The following is a 15,484-nucleotide window of genomic DNA, read 5'->3' on the forward strand; positions in this document are numbered from 1 at the left end:
TCTCTTTTTTCACCAAATCAGCCCGTGACGTGGCAAAAAATCAGCGTTTTGCTGTTTTAACCAACGAAATAGTCCACCAGATGGCATACTGATACAGATAAAAAGAGAAAGGAACGGCATATATGTCTTTAAGCGCACAGCAACTGGCGGCACAAAAGAACATCTCCTGGGTATTAGCAGAGAAACTGGCTCAAAAAATCCTGACCGGCGAATACCCGCCGGAAAGTATTCTTCCAGGCGAAATGGAATTGGGGGAACAGTTTGGCGTGAGTCGCACCGCGGTACGCGAAGCGGTTAAGACGCTTACCGCCAAAGGGATGCTGTTGCCGCGCCCGCGTATCGGCACCCGAGTCATGCCACGCAGTAGCTGGAACTTCCTCGACAAGGAGCTGCTCTCATGGTGGTTAACGGAAGATAACTTTGAAGAGGTGGTGAGCCATTTCCTGGTTATGCGCAGTAGCCTGGAGCCTCAGGCCTGTTTTCTGGCAGCCACCTTCGGTAACGCGGAGCAAAAGGCCGAGCTCAATACCTTAATGGAAGAGATGGGCCAGTTAAAAAAACGCTTTCTGCGCGAACGCTGGATAGAAGTCGATATGGCCTGGCATGAGCACATCTATGAAATGAGCGGAAATCCGTTCCTGATCGCTTTCGCATCTCTGTTTCATTCGGTCTACCACACCTATTTCACCTCTATTACTCAGAACGAAGTGGTTAAGCTGGATCTCCACCAGGCCATTGTCGACGCTATCCAGGATAGCGATGGCCCGCGCGCGCTAAGCGCCTGCCAGACGTTATTGAGCGCACCAAACCATTCAGGCAAGTAACAAGGGTTCCGCATGAGCGAAAAAAAAGGGCGCAGTATGGCCGGACTGCCGTGGATTGCAGCCATGGCTTTTTTTATGCAGGCGCTGGATGCCACCATTCTCAACACCGCCCTTCCCGCCATTGCGCATAGCCTTAACCGTTCACCGCTGGCCATGCAGTCCGCCATCATCAGCTACACATTAACGGTCGCTATGCTTATCCCGGTCAGCGGCTGGTTAGCTGACCGCTTCGGCACCCGTAAGGTGTTTATCATTGCCGTCGGCCTGTTTACGCTCGGATCACTGGCCTGCGCCCTCTCCAGTTCATTAATGGAGCTGGTTATCTTTCGCGTGATTCAGGGGATAGGCGGCGCCATGATGATGCCGGTGGCGCGCCTGGCATTATTAAGAGCCTACCCGCGCAGCGAACTGCTCCCCGTACTGAACTTCGTCACTATGCCCGGCCTTGTTGGCCCTATTCTTGGGCCGGTGCTCGGCGGCGTGCTGGTTACCTGGGCCAGCTGGCACTGGATTTTCCTCATTAATATTCCTATCGGCATTATCGGGATACTTTACGCGCGCAAATATATGCCGGATTTCACCACCCCGCGCCGGCGTTTCGATACCACCGGTTTTCTGCTGTTTGGATTGAGCCTGGTACTGTTTTCCAGCGGCATCGAACTGTTTGGCGAGAAAATCGTCGCAACCTGGATAGCCCTTTCGGTCATTGCCCTCAGCGTCATCCTGCTGCTGGCCTATATCCGCCACGCACGCCGCCACCCGACTCCGCTGATCTCGCTTTCTTTATTTAAAACGCGCACCTTTTCGGTCGGTATTGCCGGTAATCTGGCGACGCGTCTGGGAACAGGCTGCGTGCCGTTTCTGATGCCCTTGATGTTGCAGGTCGGTTTTGGCTATCCGGCGATCGTCGCAGGCTGCATGATAGCCCCCACCGCCATCGGGTCGATTATCGCGAAATCGACCGTGACGCAGATTTTACGCTGGCTCGGCTATCGGAAAACCCTGGTCGGCGTCACCATTTTTATCGGACTGATGATTGCCCAGTTCTCATTCCAGTCTCCGGCAATGCCTGTCTGGATGCTCTTGCTACCGCTGTTTGTGCTGGGGATGGCGATGTCTACCCAGTTCACATCGATGAATACCATCACGCTGGCCGATTTGACCGATGATAACGCCAGCAGCGGCAATAGCCTGCTGGCCGTGACGCAGCAGCTATCCATTAGCCTCGGCGTCGCCATTAGCGCCGCAGTGCTACGTTTTTATGAAGGGTTCGACAGCGCCAGTACCGTTGAGCAGTTCCACTATACCTTTATTACGATGGGGGCGATTACCGTGGTTTCGGCGCTGACATTTATGCTGTTAAGAGCGAAAGACGGCCGCAACCTGATTAAGGAGCGGCACAAGCGTTAGACGGAGCCGCGAACGACCAGTTCCGGGGTGAGCTGAACGCGCTGCTGCTTCTGACCCGGATCGGCCATGCGATGAATCAGCACATCGATGGCCAGTTCGCCCAGTTCATCTTTCGGCTGATGGATAGTGGTCAGCGGCGGCGTCATATAGCGCGCCAGTTCGATATCGTCATACCCCACCAGCGCCATATCCTGCGGAATTCGTAACCCGGCCTGATACAGCGATTGATAGGCCCCAACGGCCATCGCGTCGTTGCCGACGAACACCGCCTGCGGCCGCTCGGGTAAGGCGAGCAGCTTTTGCATAGCGCTAAATCCGCCGCCAAATTCGAAATCACTGGTAATGACATAACCTTCCATCACCGGAAGCCCGGCGCGCGCCATTGCCGCGTGATATCCCTCCAGGCGCAGGCGCGACGGCGTTTTATCCAGCGGCCCGGCAATGCAGGCCACGCGGGTATATCCTTTATCAATCAGATATTGGGTTGCCATATCGCCGCCCAGCAGCGAATTGTCCTGAATCAGATCGCTATCGCCGTCGAACGGCGCCCAGTCCATCATCACCGTAGGGACTGACGGGTAGCGCTGCATAATTTCCGGTGAAGGTTGATGCGTTTCGGTACACAGCAGCAGCAGACCGTCGACGCGTTTTTGCATCAGCGTCTCAAGATTGCGGTTCATACGCTGCTCATCGCCTTCGGTATTACACAGCACCAGACTATAACCACGCTCAAAACAGCTGCGCTCCACGCCGCGCACCAGTTCCGAATAAAACGGATTGGTACTGGCGGTGATCAGCATGCCAATGGTCCGGGTCTGGTTTAATTTGAGGCTACGCGCCAGCGCAGACGGCGCATAGTTAAGGTTTTTAATCGCCGCATCAACTTTGGCGGTAATCGCCTCGCTGACGAAGCGATCTTTATTAATGACGTGAGAAACTGTTGAAGTGGAAACGCCCGCCTCGCGGGCTACATCCTTCATGGTAGCCAAACGTTACCCCTGTTGACGTAAAAACTCGTCGATTTCTTCGCGCCATGGTACGGAAGGCTGTGCACCTTTGCGGGTAACGGCAATCGCTGCCGCGGCATGGGCAAAACGGATCGCTTCGTCCAGCGCGGTTCCTTCCAGTAAGGCCGTCACAAAGGCGCCATTAAAGGTATCGCCAGCGGCAATGGTATCGACGGCCTGAACTTTAAAACCGGGAACCCGACGGCCTTGACCGTCATGGCTGACCCATACTCCCCGGCTGCCAAGCGTAATCATCACGATACCAATGCCTTTTTCATGCAGCACACGGGCAGCTTTAGCCGCATCGTCATCGTTTTCAACGCGGATGCCGGTCAGCTTCTCTGCTTCGGTTTCGTTAGGCGTAATAATATCTATCAGCGAAAGCAACTCATCTGGCAGGTCGCGCGCCGGTGCCGGGTTGAGCACAACGGTGGTCTGATGCTGATGGGCGATTTTTGCCGCCGCCAGCACGCTTTCCAGCGGTGACTCCAGCTGCATCAGCAGCGCCTGAGCACCCGCAATACGCGCTTTTTCCGCCTCAACCTGCTCGACAGAGAGCGCGGCGTTAGCTCCGGCATGAATACCGATGACATTCTCACCTTCGGCGTTAACAAAAATCAGCGCCACGCCGGTCGATTGAGCGTTGACCGCACGCACCGGCGCAACATCGATACGATCGCGCTCCAGCTGGCGGCGAACGCGTTCGCCGATATCGTCATCACCGGTACAGGCAATAAACGCAATATCCGCGCCGCTTCGCCCGGCGGCGACGGCCTGGTTAGCCCCTTTACCGCCGAAAGCCACCTGATAATGATGACCGGTGACGGTTTCGCCCGGCATCGGGAAAGATTCAAGGTTAAGAATGTGATCGGCATTGATGCTGCCAAGGACGACAAGTTTGCCTGCGGTTTTCATTATTTCTGTTCCCGGGAAAGCGCGCCACCGGACTCCGGTGGCGCATGCCCTGCTTTTCTTTTTTATATTGTCCCTCGGATCGTTTCCGAGCCGAATCGCATATTACTGCTTAATGACCAGCTTCAGCTCAACCGGATAGCTGGCATCCACTTTCTCACCCTTCAGCACTTTATCAGCAGTCTCCACGCCTTTCACGCCGATCTGCTCTGGCAACTGAGCGATGGTCGCTGCCAGTTTGCCACTATTTACGGCTTTTTCGCCATCCGGAGTACCGTCAAATCCAACCACCATCACATCGGATTTGCCTGCCGTTTGTAGTGCGCGCAGCGCACCCAGCGCCATTTCATCGTTCTGCGCAAATACCGCTTTCACATCAGGATGGGCGGTCAGCAGGTTCTGCATGACGTTCAGACCTTTGGTCCGGTCGAAGTCCGCCGGCTGGCTGGCCAGCACATTGAATTTGTGCGCGGCAACGGCCTGCTTAAAGCCCTCACCACGTTCACGAGCCGCGGAGGTCCCTGCAATACCCTGCAGTTCAATCACTTTCGCGCCTTCACCGGCTTTCTTCGCAATGTAGTCGCCGGCCATCTTACCGCCCAGCACGTTATCAGACGCGATATGGCTGACAACGTCGCCTTTCGAAGCCTGACGGTCGAGGGTAATCACCGGGATCTTCGCCTGGTTAGCCATCTTCACGGCGTTACCTACTGCATCAGAATCGGTAGGGTTAATCAGTAGCAGCTTCGCGCCACGTACCGTTAAATCCTGCACGTTCGCCAGCTCTTTCGCCGGGTTGTTCTGCGAATCCAGTACGACAAGGTTGTAACCCAGTTTGTCAGCTTCTTTCTGCGCCCCCTCTTTCAGAGAAACAAAGAACGGGTTATTCAGAGTAGAGATCACCAGGGCGATAGTGTCTTTGGCCATCGCGTTGGCGCTGACGGTTGCGCTGAGAGCCACAGCAGAGACCAGGGTCGCCAGTTTTTTCATATTCATAGTTAAGATGTCCTGTAGAGTTCTTAGTTACTGCTTTTTGTTGTCTACCAGCACCGCCAGCAAAATTACCACCGCTTTCACGATCATCTGGTAATAGGATGAAACGCCTAATAGATTCAAACCGTTGTTCAGGAAGCCAAGGATCAACGCACCAATCAAGGTACCGACAATACGGCCTTTACCACCCGCCAGACTGGTGCCGCCGAGCACGACCGCCGCGATAGCATCCAGTTCATAGCCGGTCCCCGCCGTCGGCTGCGCGGAAGAGAGACGCGCCACTTCGATAATCCCCGCCAGCGAAGCCAGCAGGCCGCATAACGAATAGACGATGATTTTTACTTTATTGACGCTGATGCCGGATAAGCGAGTTGCCGCCTCGTTACCGCCCAGCGCATAAATATAACGACCCAGCCGCGTATGGTGCAGCATGTACCAGGCCGCCAGAAAGACGATTGCCATAATCCACACCGGCGTCGGAACCCCTAACGGGCGCCCGATACCAAACCAGCCAAACAGGTCGGCGTTATCAGTAAACCCGGTGTTCACCGGACTACCGTTGGTGTAGACCATCGTCACCCCGCGCAGGAGCAACATCATCACCAGGGTAGCGATAAAGGCCTGAACACGCCCTTTCGCCACAATCACGCCGGTCACTGCGCCAATTGCCGCGCCTAAAGCAAGCGCCGCGGCAATCGCCACCAGCGCATTAACCTCCAGCCCCACAATCGATGCCGCAACCGCGCCGGTCAGCGCCAGCAGGGAGCCGACGGACAGGTCGATCCCCGAGGTCAGAATGACCAGCGTCATTCCGACGGCCATAATGGCGTTGACCGACGTCTGCTGCAGAATATTGAAGAGGTTATTAACGGTAAAAAAGTTGGGGCTCATGGTCGAAACAATCGCTATCAGCACCAGCAGGGCAATCAACGACTTTTGCTCCATCAGCCATGCTTTTGTGAAATAGCGGCGACCAGTAACAGCCTGGGTTGTCATCTTTTTTACTCCTGATTCACACGGTTAAGCTTGCCCACAGCGGCAGCCATCAATACTTCCTGGGTGGCCTGCTCGCGTGTGAACTCACCGCCGAGATGCCCTTCATGCATCACGATGATGCGATCGCTCATGCCCAGCACTTCCGGCATCTCCGAAGAGACCAGAATGATGCTCAGACCATCGGCTTTAAACTGGTTGATCAGCTGATAGATCTCTTTCTTCGCCCCCACGTCCACGCCGCGGGTCGGTTCATCAAGGATCAGCACCTTCGGCCGCGTCATCAGCCCGCGGGCGATGGCCACTTTTTGCTGGTTACCGCCGGAGAGCAGACCTATTGCCTGTTCCATTGACGGCGTTTTCACATTGAACAGGCGGATAAAATCGCTCACCGCCTGCTGCTCATCTTTGTGTTTCAGGCGGCCACCAGCATGGCTGAAATAGCGCAGTGCCGTTAACGACATGTTTTCTTTCACCGACATACCGAGCACTAAGCCATCGCGCTTGCGGTCTTCGGAAATATAGACAATCCCGTTTGCCAGACCATCCTGAGGGGAACGGGTCACCACTTCATGGCCGTCGAGCGTGACGGAACCGCTGGTGCGCGGCAGCGCGCCGTACAGCACCTTCATCAACTCCGTGCGTCCGGCCCCCATCAGCCCGGCGACGCCGAGAATTTCGCCCTGACGAAGGGAAAAGGTCACATTTTCAACGCCCGGTCCGCACAGATTGTCCACCTTCAGACGAACCGTACCGGGCGCTTTATCCAGGTGCGGGTACTGATCTTCCAGCTTGCGGCCAACCATCATTTCGATCAGCAGATCTTCATTCAGACTGGCTACCTCGCGCTCGGCGATAAACTGCCCGTCGCGAAAGACCGTCACATCATCGCAAATCTCGAAGATCTCTTTCATACGGTGAGAGATATAGACAATTCCGCGCCCCTGCGCTTTCAGCTCGCGGATGACGCGGAACAGAGATTCCGTTTCGGTATCGGTCAATGCGTCCGTTGGTTCATCCATAATGATGACCTTCGACTCAAAGCTCAGCACCTTGGCGATTTCAACCATCTGCTGATCGCCAATCGACAGATCGCCCACCAGCTTCTGGCTGTTAAAGCGTAAATTCAGCTTTGCCAGCAGTTTGTCGGCTTCGGCATACATTGTTTTCCAGTCGATTTTGCCAAACCGGTTCACGAACTCACGACCGAGAAAAATGTTTTCCGCGATCGTCAGCTGTGGGATCAGATTGAGTTCCTGGTGAATAATGCCGATACCGGCTTCCTGGGAGGATTTCGGTCCGTTGAAGGTGATCTCTTTGCCGAGCCACAACAGCGAGCCGGCATCGCGGGTATAGATCCCGGTCAGCACCTTCATCATGGTGGATTTGCCGGCGCCGTTTTCGCCGACCAGCGCCATCACGCGGCCAGCATAGACATTGAGCGAGGCGCCGGAGAGCGCCTTAACGCCAGGGAACGCTTTATCGATCCCTTTTAATTGCAATAAGGCTTCCATATCGGCGACCTCAGAACGTCACGCCGGCACAGAGAATAACGTTCGCATACGGGGAACACTCCCCGCTGCGAATCACCGCCTGACTATCTGCGGTTTGTTTTTTAAACTGCTCATGACTGGTGTAACGAATTTCAATGGTGTTTCCCTGGTGTTGCTGCAGCAGCTCAAGGTGAGTGAGCAACGTCGTATGGAGCTGCGGATTATGAGTTTTTATCTCTTCCGCCAGGATCGCCGCCTCAACCTGCATTTCCGCCGTCACCACCTCCAGAACCTGCATAAAGGAGGGAACGCCCTGGGTTAATGCCATATCGATGCGCGCGCTGCTGCGGGGAACCGGTAAACCGGCATCGCAGACCACCAGCGTATCGGTATGACCCAGGCGGGAGATAACCGAAGAAATATCAGCGTTAAGTACGGCGCCTTTTTTCATTTTTCTCTTTTGCTCCATTAGCGAAACGTTTCGCTGTCGCAAGTATTGTCAATACACGCGCGAAAAACCATCACCAGAAGAGAGAAATGTGATCGCCATCGAAACGTTTCGCAAACGCCGGGAAGGAAAAGTGAAGCGGGGCAAAAAACCAAAAAAAGCCCTTCACGTGGAAGGGCTTCAGAGCATCAGATTTCGACCTGGGTACCGAGTTCAATCACCCGGTTTGGCGGGATTTCAAACTGGTCCGGCGCCCTCAGGGCGTTACGCTGCAGCAGGAGGTACAGTTTTCCGCGCAAACGCAGATACCATGGCCGTTTGCCGATAATCAGCGATTCATGCGACATAAAGAAGGAGGTTTCCATCATCCGGCAGCTCAGGCCTTCCAGCCCGCAGCGGTGGAACACCTCTTCCACGTTTGGCGTTTCGCGCCAGCCGTAGCTGGCCACCACGCGCCAGAACGACGGTGAGATTTGCTCAATCTGCACCCGGCGGACGTTATGCACATAAGGCGCATCTTCAGTACGCAGCGTCAGCAGAATCACGCGTTCATGCAGCACCTTGTTGTGCTTCAGGTTATGCAGCAGGGCAAACGGAATCACGTTCAGCGCACGGGACATATATACGGCAGTCCCCGGCACGCGAACCGGCGGTGATTTCTCCAGGGAAGAGATCATCGCTTCCAGAGAGTTACCGTGTTCATGCATCCGACGCAGCAGACGGAAACGCTCGCTTTTCCAGGTCGTCATCACGGTGAACATCACCAGACCCAGGGTTAACGGCAGCCAGCCGCCGGAAACAATCTTATCGAGGTTGGCCGAGAACAGCGGAAAATCAATGCTCATAAAGGCGATCAGGAGCAGCGCGACAACGAACTTATTCCAGCGCCAGTTTTTACGCGCGACCGTAGTGAAGAGAATCGTGGTCAACACCATGGTTCCCGTTACCGCGATCCCGTACGCCGCCGCCAGGTTCGAAGAGTGCTCGAAGTTGATAATCACGATCACCACCGAGACATACAGCAGCCAGTTGATGAACGGAATATAGATCTGTCCGGACTCCATTTCCGAGGTATGAATAATCCGCATCGGCGACAGATATCCCAGACGAACCGCCTGGCGAGTCAGCGAGAAGACGCCGGAAATTACCGCCTGCGAGGCGATAACCGTCGCCAGCGCCGCAATGATCAGCATCGGAATCAGCGCCCATTCAGGGGCCAGCAGGAAGAAGGGGTTTTTGATCGCCTCCGGGTGCTGCAACAGCAGCGCTCCCTGACCGAAGTAGTTCAGCACCAGCGAGGGCAGTACCACCGAGAACCAGGCCAGGCGAATCGGAAGTTTGCCAAAGTGCCCCATATCCGCATACAGCGCTTCAACACCGGTAATGGACAGCACCACCGCGCCCAGCGCAACAAAAGAGACGGTTTTATATTCAAGGAAGAAATGAACCGCCCAGTAAGGGTTTAGCGCCTGCAGCACTTCCGGGTTGGCGATAATGCTGCGCGCGCCCAGTACCGCCAGCAGCAGGAACCAAATCAGCATAATCGGCGCGAACAGCTTGCCGACCATACTGGTGCCGTGCTTCTGGATAGCAAACAGCAGCGTCAGCACGATAATGGAGATGGGGACAATCCAGGTATCCAGATTAGGGGCGATAATTTCCAGCCCTTCAATAGCCGACATGACCGAAATCGCCGGCGTAATCACCACTTCGCCATAGAAGAAGCTGCCGCCGATCAGGCCAAGAATAACCAGAACCGACGTCATTCGCGCGGACGTATTGCGGCCCGCCAGCGACATCAGCGTCAGGATCCCCCCTTCACCGGCGTTATCTGCGCGCATGACGAAGGTGATATATTTGAGTGATACGGTAAAGATCAATAGCCAGAATATTAGCGACAGAAAGCCAAAAACAGCATCACGTTCAACGCCAAACCCAAACTGACCAGACAGACATTCCCGAAGTGTATACAGCGGACTGGTACCGATATCTCCGTATACCACGCCGATAGCCGCCAGCGTTATTGCTGGCAACGATTGCTTATTATCAGTGCTCATAGACTAGTCTTTTCGTTTATAAAACAAATGTGTGCCTAGTCCCTTGGCCCACAAAAAGCGCACAGTATGCACGATTATTTGCTGAATCGTACCCCTAACGAACATCATATTAACCTGACTCAAAGAAAATAAATCGATTCTTCAGGCTATTACCATCCCTAATCAAACATCTATACTCGGATCAATAACGACACATGAAAAAGCACGCAACTCAATTATGGCTCAATCACATTTACTGGCAGAAAGAATTTCCCGGCTCAGCGCCTCCCTCGAAAAAGGTTTGTTCGAACGCAGTCACGCGATACGACTCTGCCTGCTTGCCGCACTCAGCGGCGAAAGCGTTTTTTTACTCGGTCCGCCGGGCATCGCTAAAAGCCTGATCGCCCGCCGCCTCAAATTTGCCTTTCAGCAAGCCCGCGCCTTTGAATACCTGATGACCCGCTTTTCCACTCCGGAAGAGGTTTTTGGTCCACTCTCCATCCAGGCGCTGAAGGATGAAGGACGCTACGAGCGCCTGACGACAGGCTATCTTCCGGAAGCCGAAATTGTCTTCCTCGATGAAATCTGGAAAGCCGGGCCGGCTATCCTCAACACCTTACTGACGGCAATCAACGAACGTCATTTCCGCAACGGGGCGAAAGAAGAAAAAATCCCCATGCGCCTGCTGGTGGCGGCCTCAAACGAATTACCGGAAGCGGACAGCAGCCTTGAAGCGCTGTACGACCGTATGCTCATCCGTTTATGGCTGGATAAGGTTCAGGATAAAACGAACTTCCGCTCGATGCTGATAAGCCAGCAGGATGAAAACAGCAACCCGGTCCCCGCCAGCCTGCAGGTCAGCGACGAAGAGTTCCGGCAGTGGCAGCAGGATATCAGCGCCGTGAAGCTTCCGGATAGTGTGTTTGAGCTTATCTTCCAGCTCCGCCAGCAGCTGGATACGTTACCGGGTTCGCCTTATGTCTCGGATCGGCGCTGGAAAAAGGCCATTCGTCTGCTGCAGGCCAGCGCCTTCTTCAGCGGCCGGGATACTATTGCTCCTATCGATCTGATTTTGCTGAAAGATTGTCTGTGGCACGATATCGAAAGCATGAATCTGATGTCACAGCAGCTGGAAACCTTGATGACCAGCCATGCCTGGCAACAGCAGGCAATGCTGACCAAACTGGGCGCCATAACCCAAAGACGCATCCAAATCCAACAGCAGCACAGCGACAAAACCGCGCTGAAGGTCACGCGCCTCGGCGGGATGTTCAGCCGTAAGCCGCATTATGAATTACCGTCTGAACTCAAAGATACCACGCTGACTCTGCTGCTCCAGCAGCCGCTTAAGCTGCACGATATGGAAGTGATTCATATTACCTTCGTCCGCGAAGAGCTTTCGCACTGGCTGGAAAAAGGCGGTGAAATCCGCGGCAAGCTTAATGGCATTGGTTTCGCCCAGCAGCTGAATATCGATGTCGATGCCAGCCAGCATCTGGTTGTGCGCGACGTCAGCCTGCAAGGATCCCGTCTTTCGTTGCCCGGCAGCGAATCGCAAGAAAACATGCCGGCAGAAATCCGCCAGCAGCTGGAAGCGCTGGATGACGAGTGGCACCAGCAACATAACCGCTTTAGCGAACAGCAAAAATGTCTGTTTATTCCCGGTGACTGGCTAGGACGTATTGAAGCCAGCCTGCAGGACGTCGGCACGCAGATTAAACAGGCGCGACAGCCATGACGCTGGATATGCTGAATGTCATGCTGGCAGTCAGCGAAGAGGGGATGATCGAGGAGATGCTGCTGGCGCTGCTGGCCTCTCCTCAGCTTGCCGTGTTCTTCGAAAAATTTCCGCGCCTGAAGAATATTATCGCCGCCGATATTCCGCGCTGGCGGCAAGCCGTCAGAGCACGACTCAAAGAGACGCCGATCCCGCCGGAGCTGGATATTGAAGTACAGCACTATCAGCGATCGCAGCTGCTCTCCACCTCGCAGTTCATCGTGCAGCTCCCGCAGATCCTTGGCCAGCTGCATCAGCTGCACTCGCCGTTTGCAGCCCAGGCGCAGCTGCTGGTGGATGACAATGCGACCTTCACGCCCGCACTACATACCCTGTTTTTACAGCGCTGGCGTCTGAGTCTGGTGGTGCAGGCAACCACACTCAACCAGCAGCTACTGGATGAAGAACGCGATCAGCTGCTGAGCGAAGTCCAGGAGAGGATGACGCTGAGCGGGCAGCTGGAGCCGGTGCTGGTGGAAAACGATAACGCCGCGGGCCGGCTGTGGGATATGAGCGCAGGTGAGCTGAAGCGCGGTGACTATCAGCTGATCGTTCGCTACGGTGACTTTCTCAGCCAGCAGCCGGAGCTGATGCAGCTGGCTGAACAGTTAGGCCGCTCGCGGGAAGCCAAATCGGTACCGAAAAAGGATGCGCCGATGGAAGCCTTTCGCAGCCTGGTGCGTGAGCCGGCAACGGTACCGGAACAGGTTGATGGCCTACAACAGAGCGACGATATCCTGCGCCTGCTGCCGCCGGAGCTGGCGACGCTGGGGATCACTGAACTGGAATTCGAGTTCTATCGCAAGCTGGTAGAAAAGCAGCTGCTGACCTATCGGCTACATGGCGACGCCTGGCGGGAAAAAATCACCGAGCGGCCGGTGACCCGACAAGATGTTGACGAGCAGCCGCGCGGACCGTTTATCGTCTGCGTCGATACTTCCGGCTCGATGGGCGGTTTCAACGAACAGTGCGCCAAGGCATTTTGCCTGGCATTAATGCGGGTGGCGCTGGCGGACAATCGCCGCTGCTTTATTATGCTTTTCTCCAGTGAAGTCGTGCATTACGAGCTGACGGGCCCGCAGGGTCTGGAGCAGGCGATCCGCTTCCTGAGCCAGCGTTTTCGCGGCGGTACGGATTTAGCCAGCTGTTTCCGTTCGATCATTGAGCGAATGCAAAATCCGCAGTGGGTCGATGCCGATGCGGTGGTGATTTCCGATTTTATTGCCCAGCGGCTGCCGGACGAGGTGATCAATAAGGTGGGGGAGCTACAGCGCAAGCATCATCATCGCTTTCATGCGGTGGCGATGTCTGTACATGGCAAACCCGGCATAATGCGCATCTTCGATCATATCTGGCGCTTTGATACCGGGTTACGTAGCCGCCTGCTGCGACGCTGGCGGCGTTAACGGATCTCTCCGGGCAATTAAAGGAGCGAAGTCACGCTCTCACGAACCTGCGCCGGCCATACGCCGCACTGCACCTGGCCGATATGATCCAGCTGCAGCAGCAGCATGGTAAGACGGGATTGACCAATGCCGCCGCCAATAGTCTGCGGCATTTCACCGCGCAGCAGCGCCTGGTGCCACTCCAGTTTCAGACGATCCTCATCACCGGTGATCGCCAGCTGGCGCTTCAGGGCCTCGGCATCCACGCGGATCCCCATAGAGGAGAGCTCGAAAGCGTCTTCCAGCACCGGGTTCCACACCAGAATATCGCCGTTCAGGCCGCTAAAGCCTTCCTCAACCGACGTACTCCAGTCATCATAATCCGGCGCACGAACGTCGTGACGCTGACCATCAGAAAGCTTACCGCCAATCCCTATCAGGAATACGGCTCCCAGCTCTTTGGCAATCGCCCGCTCGCGGCCTTTGGCATCGAGATCCGGATAACGGCTCAGCAGCGTCTGGCTATGGACAAACTGAATCTGTTCCGGCAGGAACGGCGTCAGGCCGAACTCTTTACATACGGCGGCCTCGGTCGCTTTGATCCCGGCGTAGATAGCCTCTACGGTTGATTTTAATGTGCCGACATGACGTTCATCATCACCCATCACGCGTTCCCAGTCCCACTGGTCGACGTAAACGGAGTGAATGGCGGTCAGTCGGTCTTCATCGGGGCGAAGGGCCTTCATGTGCGTGTACAGCCCTTCGCCCGCGCTGAAGTCGTGTTGTCCCAGGGTTTGACGTTTCCACTTCGCCAGTGAATGAACCACTTCGAACTGGGCGTCTGGCAGTGTTTTCACTTTCACCTGAACCGCTTTCTCGCAACCAGACAGGTTGTCCTGAGTCCCGTCTCCTACGCGGCTTAAGATAGGTGCCTGGACTTCAATCAGACCAAGCTTCTCTTCCAGCTGGCGGGAAAAGTGAGACTTAACGAAACTAATCTGGCGTTGTTTTGCGATGTATGCGGTTTTCATTTTTTATTACTCCTGCGTCCTGTTGATATTGATTAAGCAACAAAAACGACCACCAATTCAATAATCAAACAACAAAAAGCTATGTTCACTTTTGATTCATTAAAATATATGGCTAATATAGAAAGAATCATCAAACATCATAAGAAAAACCTATGGAAAATTATCAGATCGACAATCTGGACCGCGGCATTCTGGAAGCCTTAATGGCCAATGCCCGTACCGCCTATGCTGAACTGGCCAAACAGTTTGGCGTCAGCCCGGGGACGATTCATGTTCGTGTGGAGAAGATGAAACAGGCGGGCATCATCACCGGTGCCCGTATCGACGTGAACCCCAAACAGCTCGGTTACGACGTCTGCTGCTTTATCGGCATCATTTTGAAAAGCGCCAAAGACTATCCCTCTGCGCTGGCCAAACTCGAAAGCCTCGACGAGGTTACCGAGGCCTACTACACCACCGGGCACTACAGCATCTTTATTAAGGTGATGTGCCGCTCAATCGATGCCCTGCAGCAGGTACTTATCAACAAGATCCAAACAATCGATGAAATTCAGTCCACCGAGACCCTGATCTCCCTGCAGAACCCGATCATGCGGACCATCCGCCCGTGATCGGGCTTTTTTAATCCCACATTTTCCACAGGTAGATCCCAGCTCTCACACAGCGTACAATGTGCCACTCTGAATAATTGAGCAGACGATCATGGCAGACATTACGCTTATCAGCGGCAGTACCCTGGGCAGTGCGGAATATGTAGCGGAGCATCTGGCTGAAAAGCTGGAAGAGGCGGGCTACAGCACCGAAATCCAGCACGGTCCGTTGATCGAGGATCTGCAGGCTGAAGGGATCTGGTTAGTTATCTCCTCGACACATGGTGCGGGCGATATCCCTGATAATCTGCTGCCGTTCTATGAAGCGCTTCAGGAAAAGCAGGCAGACCTGTCCGCCGTTCGTTTTGGCGCCGTAGGTATTGGTAGCCGCGAATACGACACCTTTTGCGGCGCCATCGACAAAATCGACAGCGCATTGAAGGCATGTGGTGCCCAACAGATCGGCGAAACGCTGAAGATAAATGTCCTGGAACATGAAATTCCGGAGGATCCGGCTGAGATTTGGGTCGGATCCTGGAAAGATTTACTCTAAGTTTTGTAAAGATCGTCCGATCTTCTGTGGAT

General features: G+C 54.8%; 14 protein-coding genes. 6 read left to right on the forward strand and 8 right to left on the reverse strand.

Annotated features, from left to right (window positions below):
* Positions 1–122: 122 nt before the first annotated feature.
* Both ROR01S_RS20505 and mdtD read left to right on the forward strand, forming a co-directional pair.
* A complete protein-coding gene (locus ROR01S_RS20505; protein WP_004869256.1) occupies positions 123–824 on the forward strand; it encodes a FadR/GntR family transcriptional regulator in 702 nt (233 codons plus the stop codon).
* A gap of 12 nt (positions 825–836) precedes the next feature.
* Entirely contained in the window at positions 837–2,234 is a 1,398-nt protein-coding gene (gene mdtD / locus ROR01S_RS20510) for a multidrug transporter subunit MdtD (protein WP_004869253.1), read from the forward strand.
* Here the strand turns inward: mdtD and rbsR are convergent.
* The 7 genes from rbsR to kup all read right to left on the reverse strand — a co-directional run bounded on the left by rbsR (position 2,231) and on the right by kup (position 10,137).
* A complete protein-coding gene (rbsR, locus tag ROR01S_RS20515) occupies positions 2,231–3,214 on the reverse strand; it encodes a ribose operon transcriptional repressor RbsR (RefSeq protein WP_004869251.1) in 984 nt (327 codons plus the stop codon). The genes mdtD and rbsR overlap by 4 nt on opposite strands.
* Positions 3,215–3,226: 12 nt before the next feature.
* Entirely contained in the window at positions 3,227–4,156 is a 930-nt protein-coding gene (gene rbsK, locus ROR01S_RS20520; protein ID WP_064359840.1) for a ribokinase, read from the reverse strand.
* A 102-nt stretch (positions 4,157–4,258) separates the two neighbouring features.
* A complete protein-coding gene (gene rbsB, locus ROR01S_RS20525) occupies positions 4,259–5,149 on the reverse strand; it encodes a ribose ABC transporter substrate-binding protein RbsB (protein WP_004869247.1) in 891 nt (296 codons plus the stop codon).
* A 27-nt stretch (positions 5,150–5,176) separates the two neighbouring features.
* Positions 5,177–6,142 (reverse strand): ribose ABC transporter permease, encoded by a 966-nt coding sequence (gene rbsC, locus ROR01S_RS20530; protein WP_004869245.1) that lies wholly within the window; start codon positions 6,140–6,142, stop codon positions 5,177–5,179.
* A 5-nt stretch (positions 6,143–6,147) separates the two neighbouring features.
* Positions 6,148–7,653, reverse strand: a complete 1,506-nt coding sequence (gene rbsA, locus ROR01S_RS20535; protein ID WP_004869243.1) for a ribose ABC transporter ATP-binding protein RbsA — start codon at positions 7,651–7,653, stop codon at positions 6,148–6,150.
* A gap of 10 nt (positions 7,654–7,663) precedes the next feature.
* Positions 7,664–8,083 carry a D-ribose pyranase gene (rbsD, locus tag ROR01S_RS20540; RefSeq protein ID WP_064359841.1) on the reverse strand — a complete coding sequence of 140 codons (420 nt, stop codon included), beginning with the start codon at positions 8,081–8,083 and terminating at the stop codon, positions 7,664–7,666.
* A gap of 185 nt (positions 8,084–8,268) precedes the next feature.
* Positions 8,269–10,137: a low affinity potassium transporter Kup gene (gene kup / locus ROR01S_RS20545; protein WP_004869240.1), complete on the reverse strand. Its 1,869-nt coding sequence runs from the start codon at positions 10,135–10,137 to the stop codon at positions 8,269–8,271.
* A gap of 217 nt (positions 10,138–10,354) precedes the next feature.
* On the opposite strand from kup, the gene ravA reads away from it, so the two are divergent.
* Both ravA and viaA read left to right on the forward strand, forming a co-directional pair.
* Positions 10,355–11,854, forward strand: a complete 1,500-nt coding sequence (gene ravA, locus ROR01S_RS20550) for an ATPase RavA (RefSeq protein ID WP_004869239.1) — start codon at positions 10,355–10,357, stop codon at positions 11,852–11,854.
* Positions 11,851–13,299 (forward strand): ATPase RavA stimulator ViaA, encoded by a 1,449-nt coding sequence (gene viaA / locus ROR01S_RS20555; RefSeq protein WP_004869237.1) that lies wholly within the window; start codon positions 11,851–11,853, stop codon positions 13,297–13,299. Before ravA ends, viaA begins: the two co-directional genes overlap by 4 nt.
* A gap of 17 nt (positions 13,300–13,316) precedes the next feature.
* On the opposite strand, the gene asnA is transcribed toward viaA, so the two are convergent.
* On the reverse strand, positions 13,317–14,309 hold the full coding sequence (gene asnA, locus ROR01S_RS20560; RefSeq protein WP_004869235.1) for an aspartate--ammonia ligase: 993 nt from the start codon (positions 14,307–14,309) through the stop codon (positions 13,317–13,319).
* A gap of 152 nt (positions 14,310–14,461) precedes the next feature.
* Between asnA and asnC the strand changes: the two genes are divergently transcribed.
* Positions 14,462–14,920 (forward strand): transcriptional regulator AsnC, encoded by a 459-nt coding sequence (asnC, locus tag ROR01S_RS20565; protein ID WP_004869233.1) that lies wholly within the window; start codon positions 14,462–14,464, stop codon positions 14,918–14,920.
* Between the two features lie 91 nt (positions 14,921–15,011).
* Complete coding sequence (mioC, locus tag ROR01S_RS20570) at positions 15,012–15,452, forward strand: FMN-binding protein MioC (RefSeq protein ID WP_004869231.1); 441 nt, start codon at positions 15,012–15,014, stop codon at positions 15,450–15,452.
* The last annotated feature ends 32 nt before the right edge of the window (positions 15,453–15,484 follow it).

Origin of the sequence: Klebsiella ornithinolytica NBRC 105727 = ATCC 31898, from assembly GCF_001598295.1 — a bacterium.
Taxonomy (GTDB): Bacteria; Pseudomonadota; Gammaproteobacteria; order Enterobacterales; family Enterobacteriaceae; genus Klebsiella; species Klebsiella ornithinolytica.

Coding starts and splice junctions, on each gene's coding strand:
- rbsK (WP_064359840.1), bottom strand. CDS start 4,156: ATGAAAACCGCAGGCAAACTTGTCGTCCTTGGCAGCATCAATGCCGAT.
- rbsA (WP_004869243.1), bottom strand. CDS start 7,653: ATGGAAGCCTTATTGCAATTAAAAGGGATCGATAAAGCGTTCCCTGGC.
- ROR01S_RS20505 (WP_004869256.1), top strand. CDS start 123: ATGTCTTTAAGCGCACAGCAACTGGCGGCACAAAAGAACATCTCCTGG.
- rbsR (WP_004869251.1), bottom strand. CDS start 3,214: ATGAAGGATGTAGCCCGCGAGGCGGGCGTTTCCACTTCAACAGTTTCT.
- rbsB (WP_004869247.1), bottom strand. CDS start 5,149: ATGAATATGAAAAAACTGGCGACCCTGGTCTCTGCTGTGGCTCTCAGC.
- mdtD (WP_004869253.1), top strand. CDS start 837: ATGAGCGAAAAAAAAGGGCGCAGTATGGCCGGACTGCCGTGGATTGCA.
- asnC (WP_004869233.1), top strand. CDS start 14,462: ATGGAAAATTATCAGATCGACAATCTGGACCGCGGCATTCTGGAAGCC.
- ravA (WP_004869239.1), top strand. CDS start 10,355: ATGGCTCAATCACATTTACTGGCAGAAAGAATTTCCCGGCTCAGCGCC.
- mioC (WP_004869231.1), top strand. CDS start 15,012: ATGGCAGACATTACGCTTATCAGCGGCAGTACCCTGGGCAGTGCGGAA.
- rbsD (WP_064359841.1), bottom strand. CDS start 8,083: ATGAAAAAAGGCGCCGTACTTAACGCTGATATTTCTTCGGTTATCTCC.
- viaA (WP_004869237.1), top strand. CDS start 11,851: ATGACGCTGGATATGCTGAATGTCATGCTGGCAGTCAGCGAAGAGGGG.
- kup (WP_004869240.1), bottom strand. CDS start 10,137: ATGAGCACTGATAATAAGCAATCGTTGCCAGCAATAACGCTGGCGGCT.
- rbsC (WP_004869245.1), bottom strand. CDS start 6,142: ATGACAACCCAGGCTGTTACTGGTCGCCGCTATTTCACAAAAGCATGG.
- asnA (WP_004869235.1), bottom strand. CDS start 14,309: ATGAAAACCGCATACATCGCAAAACAACGCCAGATTAGTTTCGTTAAG.